Origin of the sequence: Mesorhizobium sp. B283B1A, from assembly GCF_020165735.1 — a bacterium.
Lineage (GTDB): Bacteria > Pseudomonadota > Alphaproteobacteria > Rhizobiales > Rhizobiaceae > Mesorhizobium > Mesorhizobium opportunistum.
In genome coordinates, this window is the sequence record NZ_JAIUIQ010000024.1 from 37,814 (window position 1) to 57,671 (window position 19,858).

Sequence of the window (19,858 nt, forward strand, 5' to 3'; positions counted from 1 at the left end):
GACAATTTATTCACCTGATGCCTGTATTTCCATAAATTATGGCAATTGCCGACGCCGTTGGCGGCACCGACCGATTAGCAACACTAATCCTCCGATATCGACTTCTAATTTCCTGCGGCCGGATCGACTTTTTATAGTCCGCTTCCAACCAGAAACCTCAATTTGGATGCGGAGGAAAGAAATGAACGTCTACGCCAAGGGCATGCCCAACGAATTGCTGCGGCTACAGAAGATGCATAATGGCGAGAAGGCTGTCGCCACCTTCAGCCCCGCCGAGATGACGCGCCGTCAGGATGCGCTGCGCAGCATTCTGGCCGAGCTGAAGCTCGACGCGGCGGTGCTGACCTCCTACCACAATATCTGCTATTTCTCCGACTTTATGTTCTGCTATTTCGGCCGTCGCTATGCCTTTGTGGTCACCCCGGAGAAGGCCGTGTCTGTTTCGGCCGGCATCGATGCCGGCCAGCCATGGCGCCGTACCTTCGGCGATAACATCACCTACACCGACTGGCAGCGCGACAACTATTTCTATGCCCTGCAGCAGACGCTGCCCAACGTGAAGCGTATCGGCATCGAGTTCGATCACGTCAACCTCGAGTTCAGGAAACTGCTGCAAGACGCCTTCCCGAACGTCGAGTTTGTCGACGTCGGTGCGCCGACCATGTGGCTGCGCACGATCAAATCGGCCGAGGAAATAGTCCTGATCAAGGAAGGCGCGCACACCGCCGATATCGGCGGTGAAGCCATTCGCAACGCGATCCGCGAGAACGTTCCCGAATATGAAGTCGCGCTGGCCGGCACACAATCCATGGTACGGCACATCGCCAAGACCTTTCCACATGCCGAACTGATGGACACCTGGGTCTGGTTCCAGTCGGGCATCAACACCGACGGCGCCCACAATCCGGTCACCTCGCGCAAGGTTCAGAAAGGCGACATCCTCTCGCTCAATTGCTTCCCAATGATTTCGGGCTACTACACCGCGCTCGAGCGCACGCTGTTCCTCGATCATGCCAGCGATGAGCACCTGCGCATCTGGGAGATCAACTGCGACGTCCACCGTCGCGGGTTGGAACTCCTTAAGCCTGGCGCACGCTGCGGCGATGTGGCGACAGAGTTGAACGAAATCTACCGCAGCCACAATCTGCTCGGCTACCGCTCGTTCGGCTACGGCCACTCCTTCGGCGTGCTGTCGCACTATTATGGCCGCGAAGCCGGCGTCGAACTGCGCGAAGACATCAATACCGTGCTGCAACCCGGCATGGTTGTCTCCATGGAACCCATGCTGACCATCCCCGAGGGGCTGCCAGGTTCCGGTGGCTACCGCGAGCACGACATTCTTGTGATGACCGAAGACGGCGCCGAAAACATCACCAAGTTCCCGTTCGGCCCGGAGCACAACATCGTCAAGGCGTGATCGCTACTACTCGACTTCTGGCGGGCCTTCCTGGAAAGGAAGGCCCGCTTGCGTTTGTTTGGAACGGCGTGATCTAATCGGTCAATGTGGAGCTAACCATGCGCAGCATCCCAACCGACCTTCTCCGCGCCTTCGTCACCGTTATCGACCTGCGTGGCTATACGCGAGCGGGAGAAAAGCTCGGCCGCACGCAGCCAGCGATCAGTCTGCAAATGAAGCGACTTCAAGAACTGCTCGGCGTCTCGCTCTTCGCCAAGGAAGGTGGCGCGCAGATCACCGAACAGGGTGAACTTGTCGCCGGCTATGCGCGCCAGATCCTGGCGCTCAACGACGACATGATGCTGAAGCTCTCCAAGCGCGACAGCAAGGGCCGGCTGCGACTCGGCATTCCCAACGACTACGCCGATCATTTCCTGCCCAAGCTGATGGCCAGCCTGGCGCGCGACGGCGGCGACCTGACCTTCGACGTCGTCTGCGATCTGTCGCACAATCTGCTGCAGGGCCTGCGCAACGGCCTGTTCGACATTGTCGTGGCGATGACCCCGGACGGGCCTTCCGAAGGCGCTTTCATGACCTGGAAGGAGACGCTGGCCTGGGTCTGCGGAGCGCAGTCCCCGAACCTGGCGGATGATGTCGCAAGGCAAGGAGAACTGCGCATTGTCTGTTATCCTGAAGGCTGCCTCTACCGTCGCAACATGCTAACCGCGTTGCAACGCGACGGCCGCAATTTCGAGATCGTCTACACGAGCCCAAGTCTTGCCGGCCTCGAGGCCGCCGTGGGCGCCGACTTCGGCGTCACGGTCCTGGCGCGCCGGATTATTCCAGCGAACCTCAGGATCATCGAGCCGTCGGTCCACCTGCCCCGGCTCGCCGATGTCGTGGTCGGCATCTATGTCAGTCCCGACCGCAAGCGGTCGACCGTGGCGCAGAGTTTTGCCGCCCGGTTTGCCGATATGTTCGTCGCCGGCGAAGGCACCACCAGGGTCGGCTGAGAACGGCTTCGGGTCCCAGCCCGACGAAAGGCCGTGGCCGGCCGCCTATTTCACCCGACGCCGGGTCAGCAGGGCGAGCATCGCGAACAGGATGATCGACAGCGCGAGCAACAGCGTCGCGGCGGCCATGATGGTCGGATTGATCTGGTCGCGGATGCCGGAAAACATCTGCACCGGAAGCGTGCGCTGTTCGGCCGCCGTCATGAACAGCGCGACGACCACCTCGTCGAACGAGGTCGCGAAGGCGAAGATCGCGCCGGACACCACGCCCGGCATGATGCTCGGCAACGTCACCCGAAAGAACGCCGACGACGGCGATGCGCCGAGGCTCAATGCCGCGCGCGTCAGATTTGTGTCATAGGTGGAAAGCGTCGCCGTCACCGTGATGACCACGAAAGGCGTCGCCAGCGCGGTGTGTGCCAGGACGAGTCCAGTGCGCGTGTTCGTCAGGCCGAACTGGCCGAAGAAGAGATAGCTGCCGACAGCCACGATGACGATCGGCACGATCATCGGCGAGATCAGCAATGCCATGATCAACCGCCGCGCCGGGAAATTGGGGCGCGAGATGCCGAGTGCCGCCAACGTGCCGAGCGTGGTGGCCAGGATCGTGGTCATCACCGCCGCGACGGCACTGTTGAAGATGGCATTCATCCAGCGCGCATTGCCGAAGAAATCCGCATACCAGCGCAGGGAATACTCCTTCACGGGCAAGGTGAAGAACGGGTCCTTGGAGAAGGATAGCGGCACGATGATGAACAGCGGCGCGATCAGGAACAGGAGCACGGCAACGGCGAACGCCGCCACCAGCGTGCGCATCAGGCGTTCGGACGGCGTCGCGTAAGAAGGCAGCCACATAGCGTCACCCCAGCTTGATCTTGTCGGCGCCAACGAGGCGCAGGAACAACAGGTAGATGGCAAGCGTCACGACAAGCAGGACCACGCCGAGGGCGGCGGCCAGGCCCCAGTTGAGATCGCGGTTGATGTAGACCGAGATGAAATTGGACACCATCTGGTCGCGTGGCCCACCAACAAGAGCCGGCGTGATGTAGTAGCCAAGCGACAGGATGAAAGTCATCAGGCACCCGGCAACGACGCCAGGCAGCGTCTGCGGCGCATAGATGCGCCAGAAGGCGGAAGATGGCGGGGCACCGAGCGAGCGCGCCGCCCTGAGCTGCGTGGCGGGAATCGAGCGCATGACGCTGTAGATCGGCAGGATGGTGAAGGGCAACTGGATGTGCGTCATCGCGATGACCGTTCCGGTGCGCGTGAAGATGAGCTGAAGCCGCTCGCTGGCCAGATGCAAGGTCATCAGCACGTCGTTGACGATGCCGTCGGACTGCAGCAGCACGACCCAGGCGGTGGTGCGCACGAGCAGCGACGTCCACAAGGGAAGCAGCACCATCAGCATCATGATGCCGGCGATTGCCTTGGGCGCGATGGTCAGCACATAGGCGACTGGATAGCCCAGGATAAGGGTGAACAGTGTCACCAGCCCCGCGACGAACAACGTACGCGCCAGCACGTCGAGGAAGATCGCCTGGTCGCCCTGGACGCGTTCGACCGACCCGTTCGGGGCCTGCTGGAGGTCGAGCGCGGTCAGCAGATAGTAAGGCGTGAAAGAAGCACCGTTGCGCTTGATGATCGCCCAGGTTTCCGGCGAGCCCCAATCCTTGTTCTGCTCGAGGAACTTCTCCTTGTAGGGACCCGTATTCAGCTTCTCGACTATCCGCGCCGCCGCCAGCACGCGGCTGCGCATGCTGGAAATCTCGTAGTTGAGACGCTTGCCGAGCAAGGCGGCCGTGCTGTTGTCCTTGGCGATTTTCAAGTCGGCGGCGAGCGCGGCGTAGACCGGCTCGTCCGGCGTTGAAACGCCATCCCAGCTTTGCAGCGCCGCCAACGTGCGCGGCAGCACCTCGCGCGTCTCCGGATTGCCCACCGCCGTGACCAGCAGGTAGAGGATCGGAGCGACGAAGGCGACCAATAGGAAAACGATCAGCGGCAGGGCCAGCGAAAGTGCTGCACGCCGGGCGGGTTTTTCGGCCCGACGGACGGCCATGAAGACGTTGATCCGGTCGATATCCACGACGGTCATGGCTCACACCTCCAGCAGACGGCATTCCGAAATGCCGCATTCGAGGACGACATCCGTGCCGGACGCGAAATGCAATGCCTGCCGCGCCGGGATGCGCGCGGTGACAAGCTGGCCACCAAAGGCCTCGATCGACAGCCGCATATGGTCGCCGAGGAAAAAGACGTCGCGGGTCTTGCCAGTGAAGCGGTTGAAATCGGCGCGGACACCCTCCCCGGCCAGCGAAATATTCTCCGGCCGCATGGATAGACTTATGTCCGTGCCCGCGCCGGACACATTGGCGCCCGCGGCCTTCAACGTCGTGCCATCGGCCATGCGCACGACGGCCAGGCCACCTTCTCGTCCAAGCAAGGTGCATGGCAGCGAGTTGTTCTCGCCAATAAAGGAGGCAACGAAGCGGTTGGCCGGCTCGTTATACAGCGTTGCCGGATCCGCGAGTTGCTGGATCCGCCCGTCATGGAACACCGCGATGCGGTCCGACATGGTCAACGCTTCGGACTGGTCATGGGTAACGTAGACCATGGTGATGCCGAGCGAGGTCTGGAGTTGCTTGATCTCGATCTGCATGCGTTCGCGCAATTGCTTGTCGAGCGCCCCGAGGGGCTCGTCCATCAGCACCAGCGAGGGCTCGAACACCAGCGCGCGGGCCAATGCGACACGCTGCTGCTGGCCGCCGGAAAGCTGCGCCGGACGACGATCGCCCAGCGCATCGAGACTGACGCGGCCGAGCGCCTGGCGGACCTTTTCCTTCGCGGCCGCGCCGGTGATGCCGCGATAGCGCAGCGGAAACGCGACATTCTCCGCCACCGTCATGTGTGGAAACAGCGCGTAGTTCTGGAACACAAAGCCGATGTTGCGCTTCTCCGGCGGCAACCGCTCGACAGGCTTGCCGTCGAGCCGGATATGGCCGAGCGTCGGCTGCTCGAAACCGCCCAGCATCATCAGCGTCGTGGTCTTGCCCGAGCCGGACGGCCCCAGCATGGTCAGGAACTCGCCGCGCAGGACGTCGAGATTGAGGTCCTTCACGACGAAGTTGATGCCGTCGTAGGATTTCTTCACCTCCTCGAACCGAACGAGGGCATCGACTTGGTTGTCCGTCGCAAGTGACATTCGCTGGGAAAAATTCATCGATGCTCTCCTCCGGAAGCCCGCGCTACTGCGCGAGCCAGGTCGTGAACCGCTTGCGTATTTCGTCCCCGTTGTCAGCCCAGAAGCCATTGTCAAGCGTCAGCGAAATCGTCAGATTCTGCGGGCTGGTCGGTAGATTCTTGGCATCCCCCGGCGCCACGAACTCGGCCGCCGATTTCCGTACAGGGCCGTAGGGAATGTATTTCGTGATCCCCGCGAGTACCTTGGGCTCGACCGCGTATTTGATAAAGGCAAGCGATCCCTCGGCATTCTTAGCGCCCTTGGGGATTACCCAGTAATTTGAGTCAAGGATCTGGTTGTCCCAGACGATCCGAAAATCCTTGCCTTCCTTGTTGGCGTTGTAGATGCGGCCGTTCCACGCGGTCGTCATCGTTACCTCGCCCGAAGCGAGCAACTGCGGTGCCTGGGCGCCCGCTTCCCACCACACAATGCTGTCCTTGATCGTGTCGAGCTTGGCGAAGGCACGATCCACGCCCGCCGGGGTCGACAGCGTTTCGTAGACCTGGTCAGGCGCAACGCCATCGGCGAGCAACGCGAATTCCAGGTTGGTTGCGGGGTTCTTCCAGAGGCCGCGCTTTCCGGGGAATTTCTTGGTGTCGAACAAGTCTTTGATCGTCTTAGGCCCATCCGGCAGCTTGGTGCCGTCATAGGCAAGGATCGTCGCGTAGACGATCGTGCCGACGCCGCATTCCGAGGTCGTGCCCTTGATCCAGTCGTTCTCTGGTCCGATTTTCGACCAGTCGATCTTTTCGAAAATGCCCTCGTCGCATCCTTGCAGCAACGTCGGCGCATCGACGTCAACGACATCTATGGTGGTATTGCCGGATTCGATCATCGCCTTGATCTTGGCGATTTCGCCGCCGTACTCCTGCTCGTCAATCTTGGCCCCGGTCTTGGCGGTGTAGGTTTCAAACACCGCCTTCCGCTGCGCTTCCTGGTAAGCGCCACCGAAACTCATGACCGAGAGCGTGTCTTGCGCCCGCGCTGCATTCGAACAAAGCGGCGCAAGCCCCAGCAGCGACAAACCCAGCACACGACCTGTTGAGCGATATCTCATTTCCGCCACTCCCATTGGTTGAAACTCGGCGTCGACTTCCTTTGAGCGAGCCTTGGCCGATGCAAAACGCTAATTTGGTGGAAGCACTACGGCAAATAAGTACATCGCATGGGTCCATGAGGAACCGTTATCGCGACAAGGCGTCTCAGACCAATAGCCGCGTTCGCAGCACTGGACGGCCAGCGTGGTGCGGCTGGCCCGCCACAGCTGCAAAGTGTTCAGGGACCTGCCGCTCTCTCAAAGCCTAATAACGAAAAAATCAGAAACGACACGTCTGGCCTTCAGCCCGCGTTCCACTCTGCCATTTATGCGACTTTCGAGGCGCAAACCATGAACACTGCGGTCGAGTGATTATTGATTTCCAATCGCTACTTAGTCGGCTTGCATGTTCCGAAATGGCCGCATTTGGGCCGGAAGCGGTCTGGCTGCTTTGGAGGTGATACGGGCGATGTCGGTCGGCAAGTCGGCATGTATGACGTGCCGTGTGGTCATTCGAACCGACTGTCGCGATCGCGATCCATTTCATCCCATTGTCTGATACTTTCCTCAAGCCGAGGCCCGGCCTCGCGCGCCCAGGCCTGCGCGCGTGGATGGCTGCTTTGTAGCATGGCAGCGACCAGCGGCCGACGGCGCACAAATCGGAGCGAGAATGGTCCCCATCCGGCGCCGGTGAAGAACCTACGCTCGAACGCCCGTAGGATTGGACCCGGATCGGTGGCGATGTTGATCAGGGCCAAAGCAACCGCCGACCAGCGAAGCGCCCCGCTCACATGGTCCTTGACCATGTATCTAACGACATGGGCTACTTTGAGCGCTCGCGCCTGCGGGTCCTGCACAACCCATTCCAGCAACGTTTCGACACCGGCCTCGGGTTCGAGCATGTCGTCATCATCTTGGTCCCCAAGCTGGCCGAAGAAGCGCTGGATGAGATGCTCATTTGCTGATTTCTCGACAATCTCCTCGCAGACGATTAACGGGTATTGCGCCATGATCAGTGTCGCCAACTCTCTAAAATCGCGATGACTGACGTAGTTGTTGCCGGCGTTCTCGCGCATCGCGATGCAGATCGTGCGGGCGAGCACCGGATTTTCGCATGCGCTGAACACGACCTTGGCGATTCCAGTGATATCGTGATCCTGCTGGCGAAACTCATGCGTGTAGATGCGCGCATCGCCCAGCATCTCGCGGCCGACTTCGATTAGGGCCGGATCGATCGGCACCTTATCGCCGCGATCCCCGAATATGCGCATATGCAGGATCTGTAGTGCGGGGACGAGCCCAGCATCATCTGCGAACAATTCCCGCAAGAATCGCGCAAGGACGGCGCCCGGCAACGGTTTGGTCACACTGCCCATCATGAGCTGCGAGAAACGATCGACGGAGATCACGCCTCGTGAAAGCGCGGTGCTAAACCGCTCGACCGCAGACGCGTCGAGCGGCACAGCATTGTGCAAGGTTACGAGATACCCGCTCAGCGCCGGATCGGTAACGATTGCATCAAGCTTGCGCTCAACCCAGTCGCGATGCCGAACCCCTGCACCCTCCAGCAGGCCGCCCAACAGTCCTGGATGGCCTCGATCATTAAGAACGAATCGCGCGTAAGCCATGTCCCAAAGCGCGTCGAGGTCAGTTGCTGATCGCGCAAGGCCGACCATGAACGACCACACGCTGTTGGTGCCGCTCGCAGCGGCCGCACGGTCGAGATAGGGTGCCAGTGCCACACCCCGTCGCATGATCGCACGCCCGACAGCCCTAGAAAGGGCGCTCGCATGTCGCACCATCTTGCGATCGTTTCCATTTGGGTGCCAGTGTCGCCAAGGTTCGCCTAAGACGAACGTTTCGAAAAATTCGTCGATCGACTTCGGACGAAAATCACGCTCCAGCGCGATCAGTTTCTGAAGTTTTGTCGTGGCCGAGGTATCCTGGGGCGCAGGGCGCGGCATGAGAGAGAGCGTCTCATTGATCGCCCGCCAGCCGAGCTCCCAATAACCGGCACCGCGAACTGCGCACATAATGTCCAGCGTCTTGTCATCGATCGAGCTGTCATAATGTTCGCGAAAATGCTCAGCGATCACGTCCCGGGTTCGCCCGGCTTCAGCGCGTCCACTCTCGGCGATCATTATTAACCGGTCATAAGCTGCATCGAACCAAGTCTGATATGCTACGCCATTGTTCGGCCGCCATTCCTCGAGCCGAGCTTTGGCGCCGAACTCGAGATTGAGCGACGAGCTAAAATGACTGGCATCGAGCATATGATCGAGCGCTTCAACCCCAAGCGCTCGGATGCGGTCGTCGGGGTCGCTCAGCATTTGATCTATTCTGCTCAGCCGGGTAGCCTGATCGGCTAGAGTAAGGGATAGGATTGGCCAAAACCGCTCAAGTAAATGCGGGCGCGCCTTGAGTTCATCACGGGTATCACGGTCGGCAAGCGTGAAGGCGGTGAGCACATCGATCGCGCGGCCGAATAGGCGCGGTTCGTAGGCTATGTGAACAAGCAATTGGCTAAGGTCCCGGCGATGTTCGTCGGGTTCGAGCAAGCGGTCGCGGTCGCCGCTCGAAAGCACCCGTTCGATCGCGCTCAATGCTGTGCCGGGGGCTGCAGGGGCAGCATGGATAAAGGCGCGATGCCTAAGCCGATCCATCGCTACAGGATGTCCGAGCGGTCCTCCTGCCGCGAAAAAACGCTCAGCAATGGCAACTGCAGCAGGCTCATCATGCAATTGCCCAATGCGCCGTGCAAAGGAGGCGAACAACCGCACCGGGCCGCTGACAAACGTTGCGACGAGCACATCGGGATCGCTACGGCGAATACAGGGCCCCGCCAGCATATTGGCGAGCGGCGGTGGCATAACCGCGCGCTGTGGTCCGCGCTGCTGCACCACACCCCAGTCAAGGAAGGTCGCGATCGTGCGGAAAAACCGCTGGGGGGTGACGTCAGCTACATTTGCCAGCACGGGGTACTCAACGACTTGCCCATCCCCAGCGTTGGCGTAGAACGCATGGACAAGCGACGCTGCCTCTGCGCAGTCTCGAGCTTTGGAGTCGCGTTCCTGGCGACCGGTCTGAAACAGCCGTTCGAGCAACTCGCTATCCTTCAGTTTAGAGAGGTCAATGCCCTCGCCGCCGGCTTCCGCAATCTTAAGTGCAATCCGAGCATTGCCGCCGCAAAATTCAGCGAGGTGCCGGCGTTCCGCATCGCTCAGCTTTGGAAAGCGCTGCTTGAGCACACCGTCCAGGATTTCCTCGCTGTTGCCGCCGAGTGTCACAAGCGTCCCTGCGGGCTGCTCGCTAAGAACATCATAGTCAATCGTCAGTAAGCTCGCCCGGCTGTTCCGGCGCCGCACGATCTCGGCGAGTTGGCCATGGGTGCGTTGTGTGCAGTTGTCGACCACCACTACGGCTTCGACGCCGGCGACAGCGATCTGCTCCGCCATCAGGGCGGCGCTCACGGTGAGGTCAAGGCCAGCATCGCCATAGACCGCTCGCTCCGTTGGTAAGACCGCACCGCCGTCGAGGCGATCATCGAAAAGCGCCTCGGCAAGGCGTGTCTTGCCCATCCCCGACAGACCGATCAGACGCACAACCCCACCAGGACGGGAAAGTGTCTCGCGCATCTTTGTGACGGCGTCGCACATCGACAATTCGCGACCGTCAATCGTCGCGCGTGCCGTGTCGTCCAACAGGTAAGGCTTGCCCGGACTGTCGGGGGCTGACCAAGCGCCGTATCCACGCCATCCTGCCAATGGTCGTCCGACCTGCTCAAGCAACCATAATGCGACGCCCACGCGCTGGTTGGACCAGCGTGCGATCTTGTCGGCGCCGTAGAACTCAAGCGCGATTTGATCTGCGTCCGTAACATCGGCTATCGCATCGCGCATCGCAGCGATCCGCGCGTCGTGGCGAGACTTGGAGGGGTCATCGCTTGAGAATACGATATATGCACCTCCGACGGCCGCCAGTTCGGCGAAGATTGGGCGCGCAACACCGTCGGGGCGCATTTCGTGGATGAGCTTTGCCGGTCCCATCACCTCGGCCTTGGACTGGAAGTAAATCGTGCTCCGGGGGAGCCAGCCCTCAGGGTTGGGGGCTCCATTCCAAGCGATGGAACCGTCAACACCACCATCGCCAGCTGTTTGGTTTCCTGCTACTCCAATAGCTGACAGCGGAATATTGCCGCCTCGCGCCTCCGCCTCCAGCAATCGACGGAGCAGTTGACGTAACTGCTCATCCTCAACGCTTGCGATCATCTCCTTGGTGATCTCGAATACGGCCATATGTCGTTGCTCGGTTGAGAATCAGCTGTTTACAGGACAATCATTGTAGTGGATTTGCCTCAGGCCCATTGGTTCTAACAAGAACCCCGTTAGCCATCGAGCAGTGGCGCTAGAGGACGCGACGGAGGCCGGCGAGATGTTGATGCGCATCGTTGAGGCAAGAAGGATCATGCGTCTACGCCGGCAGGCTGAAGCTGCCGACGCATGAAGCCGAGGGTTTGACCGGCCAAGAAATCGCTGCGCACCAATGCGTGCGTCGGGACAATGGCGCGGCTCGGTGGCGGTCGGCAGCTGCTAGAACTAACACTAGAAGACTTGAACGTCAGCCATGAGAAGCATACGGTCCGGCAGCATTGGGGCCGGATTCGGAAGGTCGGCTTATGGCGCCCGAAGTACGATAGCGGACGTTCGGCGCGGTGCGACGAAGGTCTGAACCCACCCAATAGCAGCCAAAGGGCGCGATAGACTCCACGCCTGAGGGCCCATACAATCCACACGATTTCCTTCGCTCTAGGTCAGCGTATTGCTAATGGCCGAAGAACGCAATCAGCGTCGCCTAGCCGCCATCCTCGCGGCCGATGTGGTTGGCTACTCCAAGCTCATGGGTCTCGACGAGAGCGGGACCCTGTCGGCGTTCAAGGCGCATCGCCACGAACTGGTGGACGCTAAGATCGCTGAGCATCAGGGCAGGATCGTCAAGCTGACCGGCGACGGCTTGCTGGTAGAGTTCCCCAGTGTGGTAAATGCGGTGGCCTGCGCCGCCGACATCCAGCATAAGATGCGCGAGCGTAATGCCGACGTGCCGGCGGACAGGCGCATCGAGTTCCGCATCGGGATCAACCTCGGAGATATCATCATCGACGATGACGACATTTTCGGCGATGGCGTCAACATTGCGGCTCGGATCGAGAGCATCGCCAGGCCGGGCGGCGTTGCCGTATCCGGCTCTGTCCGGGACAGTCTCGGCAACAGGCTCGCCCTTACCTTTGAAGACACGGGCGAGCAGACGCTCAAGAACATCGAGCGGCCGGTGCGCGTCTACAATGTCAACCTCTTTCCCGACGCGCCGTTCCTGCAACCGGTCGGAGTGGAGTCGGTCGCCAATGAAAAACCGTCGATCGCCGTGCTACCCTTCAACAACATGAGCGGCGATCCGGAACAGGAGTATTTCTCGGACGGCATCACCGAGGACGTCATCACGGAACTGTCGCGCTTCCATTCACTGCTGGTGATCGCACGCCATTCGTCCTTTGCATTCAAGGGCCAGGCGATCGAAGTAAAGGAGTTCGGCCGCAAGATGGGCGCGCGTTACGTCGTCGAGGGGAGCGTGCGGAAATCGGGTAACAGAATCCGCGTCACGTCACAGCTGGTGGACGCGGTCACCGGCAGTCACGTTTGGGCCGAGCGTTATGACCGCGACCTGCTAGATCTGTTTGGCATCCAGGACGAGTTGGCTAGCGCGGTCGCCTCCACGGTTGGCGGTCGGGTCGAGGCGGCTTGGCGTGAACGCGCGGTCAGACTCAGTCCGAGTGCGCTCAAGGCCTATGACCTTGTCTTGCGCGCCAGGGCATTCGTCATGAAGTTCACCAGAAGTGACACCGAAGAGGCCCGGATGCTGACGCGCCATGCGATTGAAATCGACCCCACCAGCTCTCAGGCCCACGCCTACTACGCATATTGTTGTTTTGTGACCCAAATGGCCCACTGGTCGGAGGATCGCGATCGACTGCGTAATGAGGCCATTGAATTTGCGAAGCGGGCGGTCACGCTCGATGACGCCGACAATAACGCTCGCTGGATCCTTGGAATGGTGCACAACGCCAGGGGAGAATACGAGGAGGCGCGGTTTCATCTCGAAAAGGCCGTTCAAAATAATCCGAATGACACGGAAGCGAGGGCTTACTACGCGTATTTCCTTCACACCGTCGGACAGCCCGAGGCCGCAATCGAACAGTTCGAACTGTCGAAGCGGCAGAACCCGTACGATATCACCTGGTTCCCATGGGGCAAAGGCTGGGCATATTTCACCGCCCGCCGGTATGGTGACGCCATTGCTTCATTGAAGTCGATTCCGGAACCGATCAATGAAGTTCGAGGGATTTTGGCGGCAAGCTATGCCTATGCCGGACGTTTGGCCGAAGCGAAAGCGATGCTGGAAGAATTTCTACGCGTTGCGGAGGACGACATGGCGGCATTCCCGGGCCGCCGGCTCAAGGATTGGGATGAGTTCTGGCGGGGTGCGGCTTGGTACCAGCATCAGGAAGATCACGACCATCTGATGGACGGCCTTGGCAAGGCGGGGTTGCTCGAAAGACGAACAAAACACGGCCAGATGCCTCGACGAAATGGTCAAGTGTCGTAGCGTCGCGGCTGCGTCGTCGTCCTCGAGCATGTTGGTGGACTTGGGATCCTTGTGGTGCTGGCGCGGCAACCGGAAGAAAGTCAGCGTCTGCTCTATGGCTTCTTCCGCCCAGGTGGTCAGGCGCGGATAGCGAGTCGACCATTTGGCGAGCCATGCGGCGAGATCGGCCCTGACCTCAGCGAGATCGCACTGGTCGTAGAGCCAGCGCAACTTCTGCAGTCAGTCGTCGCCGTGCTTGCGCGGCAGGTGATCGAGCGCGTTCCTGAGGAAGTGCACGTAGCAGCGTTGCCAGGCTGCTTCCGGGATCACCTCGCCGATCGCCGCGACCAGGCCGGCGTGATCGTCGGACACGACCAATTCGACGCCCTTGAGGCCGCGTGCCTTCAGTGAGACGAGGAAGTCCCTCCAGGCCGAACGGTTCTCGCGATTTGCCATCTCCACGGCCAGGATCTGGCGCCGGCGTCCCAGTCGATGCCAACCGCGATCAGCACCGCCTGGCTCGTGACGACGCCGGCTTCACGCACCTTCTCATAGCGCGCGTCGAGGATGAGGTAAGGAAACGGCTCTTGAAGGGGGCGTTCGGCAAACGCCTTCAAGCTCTCGTCCAAGCGCTTGTTGATGGCCGAGATCGACGAGGCCGAGAACGCATGACCGCACAGCTCTTCCGTGATCGCCTTGACCTTGCGGGTCGACACGCCCTGTACATACATCTCCGCAAGCGTCGCAACCAAGGCCCCCTCCGAACGCTGGTACCGCTCGAACAGCTCGGTGGAGAAGTGACCCGCCCGGTCCTGTGGAACCCGCAGCTCAAGCTTGCCGACGCGCGTCACAAGGGTGCGGCCGTAGTAATCCGAGCGATACCCAAGGCGCTCAGGCGTGCGTTTCGCCCTTCGAAGCACCCAGCGCCTCCTCCATCTCCGCCTCGAGAACCTCCTGCATTACCGCACGGATCACTTCGTGCAGCCCCTCCGGGTTCGAAAGCAGAATGTCTTTGACGGCAGTGCTGGCGGATTTATCTTCAGTCTTGGTCATGGTGGCGTTCCTTCCAAGGAATCGGTGACGTTGAACATCACCAGCCTGCCATGACCGCCCTCTCTCAGCGAATTTGCAGAACTCTCAGCACACTACCCGCCACCGTGTCTGGCGCCGGCCCGATTCCCTGGCGAATGGACTTCTCAGAGGAGCGCAAATACGATCATTAAAGCCGGTTGTCAGAGGTCTGCCCAAATTGGTCGAAGAAAGCTTCACCCGCCGATTGGCCGCCATTGTCGTCGCCGACGTGGTCGGATACTCGCGGCTGATGGAGTCCGATGAAGCAGGCACGCTTGCCACGCTCAAAGACCGACGGACCTTGATCCTGCAGCCCACGGTGCGCGCAAGGGGTGGCCGCATCGTCAAGTTCATGGGCGACGGCGTGCTCATCGAATTCGCCAGCGCGGTAAACGCGGTGAGCGCGGCGATTGAGCTGCAACGAAAGATGTCGGAAGCCAATACGGACTTGCCAGATCAGAGCCGCATTGTGCTCCGCATAGGCATCAATCTCGGCGACGTCATCGGCGAAGGTGCCGACATCTATGGGGAAGGCGTCAACATCGCCGCGCGGCTCGAGACGCTGGCGGAGCCCAGTGGCATATGCATTTCCGGCAAGGTTCACGAAGAGGTCCGAGGCAAGGTCGACGCCGCCTTCGAGGACGCGGGCGAACGACAGCTCAAGAATATCAGCACGCGCGTCCGCGTCTATCATTGCGGACCTACCGTCGTGCCAATGGCACCCCAGACGATCTCACCCATTTCCAACAAGCCTTCGATAGCCATCCTGCCGCTGGACAACCTCAGCGGCGATCCCGGCCAGAAATACCTGTCAGACGGCATCACCGAGGACATTATTACCGAGCTGTCCCGGTTCAAGAACCTTTCCGTAGCCGCTCGTCATGCCTCGTTTCAGCTTGGCGGCAAAGGCGTTAACCCCGTGCTGGCTGCGCGCGATCTCGGTGTGAACTTTGTTGTTGAAGGTAGCGTGCAGAAAAAGGGCGAGCGGATACGCATTACCGTGCAGCTGATCGACGCCGACACTGGCAACCACGTCTGGGCTGAACGATTTGACCGCGAAACACACGATATTTTCGCGGTGCAGGATGAGGTCGTCTCGGCGATAGTTGCGACGCTCGAAGGGCACATGATGAGCACCGCCGTAGCGCTACTGCGCAAGAAGCCAACGTCGAGCTGGACCGCCTACGACTTCTTCATGCAAGGTAGAGAAGTCGCCCGCCGGGCCAGCGACAGGGAAGCTGCACCCTTCTTCGCTCGTGCAATTTCCATCGATCCGGGATTCGCCCAGGCCCATGCCTGGCTCGCAATCGGGCACCTCGGCAGCTACTGGGCCGATGCCGATTCATTGACTCTGGAAGAGGCCCGCCTTGCCGCGCAAAGGGCCTTGGAACTGGACAGCAACGATGCAGCCGTCCAGCAGGCCAACGCGATGGTCGCGCTCTGGCTAAGACAGCACGAACGTGCGAGCATGCATTTCAACCGCGCTGTCGATCTCAATCCCGCTGACGCGGAGATTCGCGCCGACCGGGCGGAAGGGATGCGATTTGCCGGCCAGCCAGAAGAGGCGCTGATCGAGATCGACGACGCGCTGCAGAGGAGCAAATTTCCACCGCATTGGTTCTGGTGGATTCGCGGCGGGATCTTGATCGACCTGGAGAGATACGACGAAGCGATCGCCGCCCTCGGCAATATCCCACAGAAGGAATACGGCGCCTGGCTTCAGCTTGCCGCCGCTCACGCCCAACTTGGCCATGCATCCGAGGCTGCCCAGGCCTTAGCGATAGGACGGAAACTCAAGCCGAACCTCTCTTTGCGGGATGTCGTCGCGATGAGCCCGTACGCGCACAGGGAAGCGGGTGATCAGCTGTTCAACGGATTGCGGAGGGCCGGTCTGTCGGAGTGAAACGGGCGACCGCCGTTCGAACGGCTGTCTCGGCGCCCCCGCACCTGGGAGCAGCAGCTTTTTCAGCGGCCATGGGCCTCCGGTCAAAGACCCTGAGAGGTCATGGCGACTCGTGCCCAGACAGATTTTGCCTCTAAGGCGCGCGCGCATTGTGCGATTGCCGATCGGCCGTTACCGGCATGCTCGCCAGGCGCATGGTGGCGGGCGACCAGGGGTGGGAAATTGTCCGGTGCTGGAGCCCACCTGCCAACGGCGGTCTGTCCGTCCGGCCACTTCTTGTATTTCTAAGCGAGTAGACCAAAGACGTCGAAGGGCTGGCAGCGAGAAGTAGTAGAGGAAAGAATCGTTGCGACCCTGGACCGGCTGGACCGATCGGAACAGCGGCTTTCAGGGATGAACCGGTCGATAGTGCACAATCGCAGGCCTCGCTCAGGTGATGCCCGTCGGCCTTAATCTGGCAGGCCCGCCAGACGCCAGCCATCAACAAACGGCTGCGCATCGCTCGGGCTCTTGAAAGGTGAGGCCGCCACCAAATCACTAACCCTCCAATTTGGATTGCCCGCAAGAAATAGCCGGGCTTCCTCCTGCGCCTCAGGAACGCGACCGGCAAGGGCAAGCGCGGGAACCAGGTGCTCCCTCGAACCCGTCCCGTACGTTTCTTCCCGGCTCAAGGACGCCACAGCTTCTTCATAGTGACCGGAGGAAATCTGCGCCATTCCCAGGATCCAGAAATACCAACCGGGTGGGCGGGGATTTATACGGAGCGCCGCGCCACAAGCTATCAGCGCTGCTTGCGGATCGCCTAAGTAGATTTGCAGCTCACCCGTCCAGGCAACCGCATCTGCATTGTTGGAATTAAGTCGAACGGCAGCATCGAATTGGGATTTTGCTTCATCCCAATTGCGCTCGTAGAGCTGGACGCAGCCCAGGATCCTGCGAGCGTGGGAATCGTCGGGATCGATTTTCACTGCCCTTTGCGCGTGTATCAGAGCATTTGCGCGGCCGGGCTCCTGTGGCTCTCCCCAGATAATCCAGCCAAATAGCAGTGAGATGGCAAGATTGCTGTGCGCCTCGCAGTAGTTTGGATCGATCTGAATGGCACGTTCCAGGTCAGCACACGCCTCCCTGTTGTCGGACCTGGAATTGTTGCACTTGCCTCGCGACCTAACACAAAGATCATAGGCTTCGAGATTTGACGGTCGGGTACGGGCAACAAGTTTCTTTTCACCAAGCTTACCAGAGATCGCTTCAACAACGCGTCGCGTCACCTCGTCCTGAACGTCGAAGATGTCGGCAATTTCGCGGTCGAAGCGCTCGGCCCACACGTGGTTGCCGCCTTCTCCGGCATCAATAAGCTGCACGTTGACGCGCAACCGCTTGTTGGATCGCCGGGCGCTGCCCTCGAGAACATATTTGACGCCCAGATCGCGAGCGATCTGACGTACGTCGGTTGGTTTGCCTTTATAGGCAAAAGTGGAGTTGCGGGCGATGACGAAGAAGCCGGACACATTCGACAGATCGGTGATGATGTCCTCCGTCAGCCCGTCGGTAAAGAACTCCTGTTCAGGGTCACCACTCATGTTGATAAAAGGCAGCACAGCAATCGAAGGCTTGTCGGGAGGTGCGAGCGGTTGTGAAAGCTTCTCTAGAACAAGGGACGGTCCAGTTGGTGCCGCGGGCTTTGCCTTGGAGGGAACGCCGACCTGTAGCGAATAAACCCGGATCGGCTCGGTGATGTTCTTGAGCTGAACCGCACCGCGATCGTTGATCGCGATGTCGAGCCTTGACTTGACCTGCCAATAGGCCTGCTCGGAAAGACAGATATTGCCGGGTTCGCAGATGCCTTCCAGGCGTGCGGCGATGTTGACGCCATCACCCATCAGGTCACCATCGCCTTCTTGCACGACGTCGCCCAAATGAATGCCGATCCGGAACTCGATGCGGCGTTCATCCGGCACCCCGGCATTGCGTTCAAGCATGGCGTTCTGCACTTCGATCGCGCAGCGCACTGCTTCCACCACGCTGCCGAACTCGACGAGGCTCCCGTCGCCGGTGCGCTTGACGACGCGACCACGATGAACGGCGATGGTGGGATCGATGAGATCGCTGCGCAGCGCCCGCAGCCGTGCCAAGATGCGATCTTCATCTGCGCCGGCTAGCCGGCTGTAGCCGACCACATCCGAGACGAGGATCGCTGCTATTTTGCGCGTCTCCCTCATGTCATGCTCCCTCCATCCAGTCTGGCACTACTGGTGAGGCAAAGGAAGATAGCTCCGAGCCATTGGGTTCCAGTCGTTCCAGACCCTTGGGCAGACAACAGCCTGAGGCCCGGCCATTGGCGATGTCCGCTTTTGGTCAATGGACTGGGCCGTGCGAATGACTGCAATTGGGCGCGAAGCGGTCATCCGCGCCGCGAATTCTATTGACGTGTCCTTAGCCGTGACTTTCCCTCCCCTGTGCGTCGCCAGTATTCTCTCGGTCTAACCTCTTTTCCTGATGGCCCAGCCGATGCCTCCCGCAAGCACGATGCCAAGCAGCGGCCATTTCGCCCAGAACTCTCCCTGCCAGGACAGCAGGTTTACTGCGACGACCGCCAACGCTACGGCACCCAAGATCGCGATGCCCCGATTGATGTGGCTCGTCGTGCTTGCCAAGCGCAGCCCCGCCAGCAAGGAGACGGCTAATATCGGCCACTGTGCCCAGAAAATCCCATTCCAGGAAAGCAGATTAATGGCCGCCAACCCCAGCGCGATGAAACCAAGCAGAAGGAATTTCCGGCTGATCCTGCGCTCGAGGGATGCGCCAGCCCCGGCCGCGTCGCGCGTCGGCGCGTCACTGGCAAGAGGCGTTGCGGCGGGTTCGGCGCGCGGCGGTGCCGGCGCTGCCTTGCTCTCCTGTCCGCCAATCCGGACAGCATAGCTCGGCACACCTTCTTCGAGGTTCTTGACCACGAGGTCGCCCAGGAACTCAAACCCAACCGCCATCTTGTTTCGGACCTGATCGTACACTGTATTCGAGATCACAATCCCGCCCGCCGGGGCAGAAGTCTGAAGCCGGGCGGCAATGTTGACGCCGTCTCCATAAATGTCACTGCCCTCGACCATGACGTCGCCAAGGTTGATGCCGATCCGAAAGCGCATCTGCGTTGCGGCCGGACGTACGGCATTGTGCCCGGCCAACTCGTTCTGAACGTCGATTGCCGTGCGCACGGACTCGACCACGCTCGGGAATTCGGCAATCAACCCGTCGCCCCAGGTGTTGACGACACGCCCGCCATGGGAATCGATCAGTCGCGCTATGGCGTCCCTGTACTGTTTCAGAGTTGCCAACGTTCCTTCTTCGTCGGCTTCCATGAGGCGCGTATACCCCTGAACATCCGCCGAGAAGATGGTCGTCAGTTTGCGGCGTGTGGCCGACATTGCAATGACCCCTGCCCGATGTGAACAGCCGAAGTTTGCCGTCCTTCGGTGGCCGAGTCTACGGCGCATGCCCGTGGGTACTGAAAACACTCTTTCTGCGGGATGGCGGTTCTGGCCGCAGCCCCAAGCTCACGCCCCTTTCCAAC

11 protein-coding genes and 1 pseudogene are annotated in these 19,858 nt (G+C 60.4%); 4 read left to right on the forward strand and 8 right to left on the reverse strand.

The window, feature by feature from the left end:
- The first annotated feature begins 202 nt into the window (after window positions 1-202).
- Window positions 203-1,417 carry a M24 family metallopeptidase gene (locus tag LB577_RS20715; protein WP_224688139.1) on the forward strand — a complete coding sequence of 405 codons (1,215 nt, stop codon included), beginning with the start codon at window positions 203-205 and terminating at the stop codon, window positions 1,415-1,417.
- Window positions 1,418-1,515: 98 nt separating this feature from the next.
- Entirely contained in the window at window positions 1,516-2,409 is an 894-nt protein-coding gene (locus LB577_RS20720; RefSeq protein WP_224688115.1) for a LysR substrate-binding domain-containing protein, read from the forward strand.
- Window positions 2,410-2,454: 45 nt separating this feature from the next.
- Here the strand turns inward: LB577_RS20720 and LB577_RS20725 are convergent, their stop codons facing one another.
- The 5 genes from LB577_RS20725 to LB577_RS20745 form a co-directional block, all read right to left on the reverse strand.
- Complete coding sequence (locus tag LB577_RS20725; RefSeq protein WP_224688116.1) at window positions 2,455-3,264, reverse strand: ABC transporter permease; 810 nt, start codon at window positions 3,262-3,264, stop codon at window positions 2,455-2,457.
- A 4-nt stretch (window positions 3,265-3,268) separates the two neighbouring features.
- Entirely contained in the window at window positions 3,269-4,501 is a 1,233-nt protein-coding gene (locus LB577_RS20730; RefSeq protein WP_224688117.1) for an ABC transporter permease, read from the reverse strand.
- A 3-nt stretch (window positions 4,502-4,504) separates the two neighbouring features.
- Window positions 4,505-5,626 carry an ABC transporter ATP-binding protein gene (locus tag LB577_RS20735; RefSeq protein WP_224688118.1) on the reverse strand — a complete coding sequence of 374 codons (1,122 nt, stop codon included), beginning with the start codon at window positions 5,624-5,626 and terminating at the stop codon, window positions 4,505-4,507.
- Window positions 5,627-5,651: 25 nt separating this feature from the next.
- Window positions 5,652-6,719: an ABC transporter substrate-binding protein gene (locus LB577_RS20740; protein ID WP_224688119.1), complete on the reverse strand. Its 1,068-nt coding sequence runs from the start codon at window positions 6,717-6,719 to the stop codon at window positions 5,652-5,654.
- 473 nt (window positions 6,720-7,192) lie between these two features.
- Entirely contained in the window at window positions 7,193-10,978 is a 3,786-nt protein-coding gene (locus LB577_RS20745) for a hypothetical protein (protein ID WP_224688120.1), read from the reverse strand.
- Window positions 10,979-11,507: 529 nt separating this feature from the next.
- Between LB577_RS20745 and LB577_RS20750 the strand changes: the two genes are divergently transcribed.
- Window positions 11,508-13,340 (forward strand): tetratricopeptide repeat protein, encoded by a 1,833-nt coding sequence (locus tag LB577_RS20750; protein WP_224688121.1) that lies wholly within the window; start codon window positions 11,508-11,510, stop codon window positions 13,338-13,340.
- A 21-nt stretch (window positions 13,341-13,361) separates the two neighbouring features.
- Here the strand turns inward: LB577_RS20750 and LB577_RS20755 are convergent.
- Window positions 13,362-14,372, reverse strand: a pseudogene (locus LB577_RS20755) (IS256 family transposase); the annotation flags it as partial.
- A 196-nt stretch (window positions 14,373-14,568) separates the two neighbouring features.
- Here LB577_RS20755 and LB577_RS20760 point away from each other — a divergent pair.
- Window positions 14,569-16,293 (forward strand): adenylate/guanylate cyclase domain-containing protein, encoded by a 1,725-nt coding sequence (locus LB577_RS20760; protein ID WP_224688122.1) that lies wholly within the window; start codon window positions 14,569-14,571, stop codon window positions 16,291-16,293.
- A gap of 449 nt (window positions 16,294-16,742) precedes the next feature.
- On the opposite strand, the gene LB577_RS20765 is transcribed toward LB577_RS20760, so the two are convergent.
- Together LB577_RS20765 and LB577_RS20770 are read right to left on the reverse strand one after the other, a co-directional pair.
- Window positions 16,743-18,512, reverse strand: coding sequence for an adenylate/guanylate cyclase domain-containing protein (locus LB577_RS20765; protein ID WP_224688123.1), 1,770 nt, complete (start codon window positions 18,510-18,512; stop codon window positions 16,743-16,745).
- Window positions 18,513-18,773: 261 nt separating this feature from the next.
- Window positions 18,774-19,712 carry an adenylate/guanylate cyclase domain-containing protein gene (locus LB577_RS20770; protein ID WP_224688124.1) on the reverse strand — a complete coding sequence of 313 codons (939 nt, stop codon included), beginning with the start codon at window positions 19,710-19,712 and terminating at the stop codon, window positions 18,774-18,776.
- Between the last annotated feature and the right edge of the window lie 146 nt (window positions 19,713-19,858).

Bases quoted from the DNA above. Each gene is read 5' to 3' on its own strand.
- LB577_RS20715 (WP_224688139.1), top strand. From the start codon at position 203: ATGCCCAACGAATTGCTGCGGCTACAGAAGATGCATAATGGCGAGAAG.
- LB577_RS20720 (WP_224688115.1), top strand. From the start codon at position 1,516: ATGCGCAGCATCCCAACCGACCTTCTCCGCGCCTTCGTCACCGTTATC.
- LB577_RS20725 (WP_224688116.1), bottom strand. From the start codon at position 3,264: ATGTGGCTGCCTTCTTACGCGACGCCGTCCGAACGCCTGATGCGCACG.
- LB577_RS20730 (WP_224688117.1), bottom strand. From the start codon at position 4,501: ATGACCGTCGTGGATATCGACCGGATCAACGTCTTCATGGCCGTCCGT.
- LB577_RS20735 (WP_224688118.1), bottom strand. From the start codon at position 5,626: ATGAATTTTTCCCAGCGAATGTCACTTGCGACGGACAACCAAGTCGAT.
- LB577_RS20740 (WP_224688119.1), bottom strand. From the start codon at position 6,719: ATGGGAGTGGCGGAAATGAGATATCGCTCAACAGGTCGTGTGCTGGGT.
- LB577_RS20745 (WP_224688120.1), bottom strand. From the start codon at position 10,978: ATGGCCGTATTCGAGATCACCAAGGAGATGATCGCAAGCGTTGAGGAT.
- LB577_RS20750 (WP_224688121.1), top strand. From the start codon at position 11,508: ATGGCCGAAGAACGCAATCAGCGTCGCCTAGCCGCCATCCTCGCGGCC.
- LB577_RS20765 (WP_224688123.1), bottom strand. From the start codon at position 18,512: ATGAGGGAGACGCGCAAAATAGCAGCGATCCTCGTCTCGGATGTGGTC.
- LB577_RS20770 (WP_224688124.1), bottom strand. From the start codon at position 19,712: ATGTCGGCCACACGCCGCAAACTGACGACCATCTTCTCGGCGGATGTT.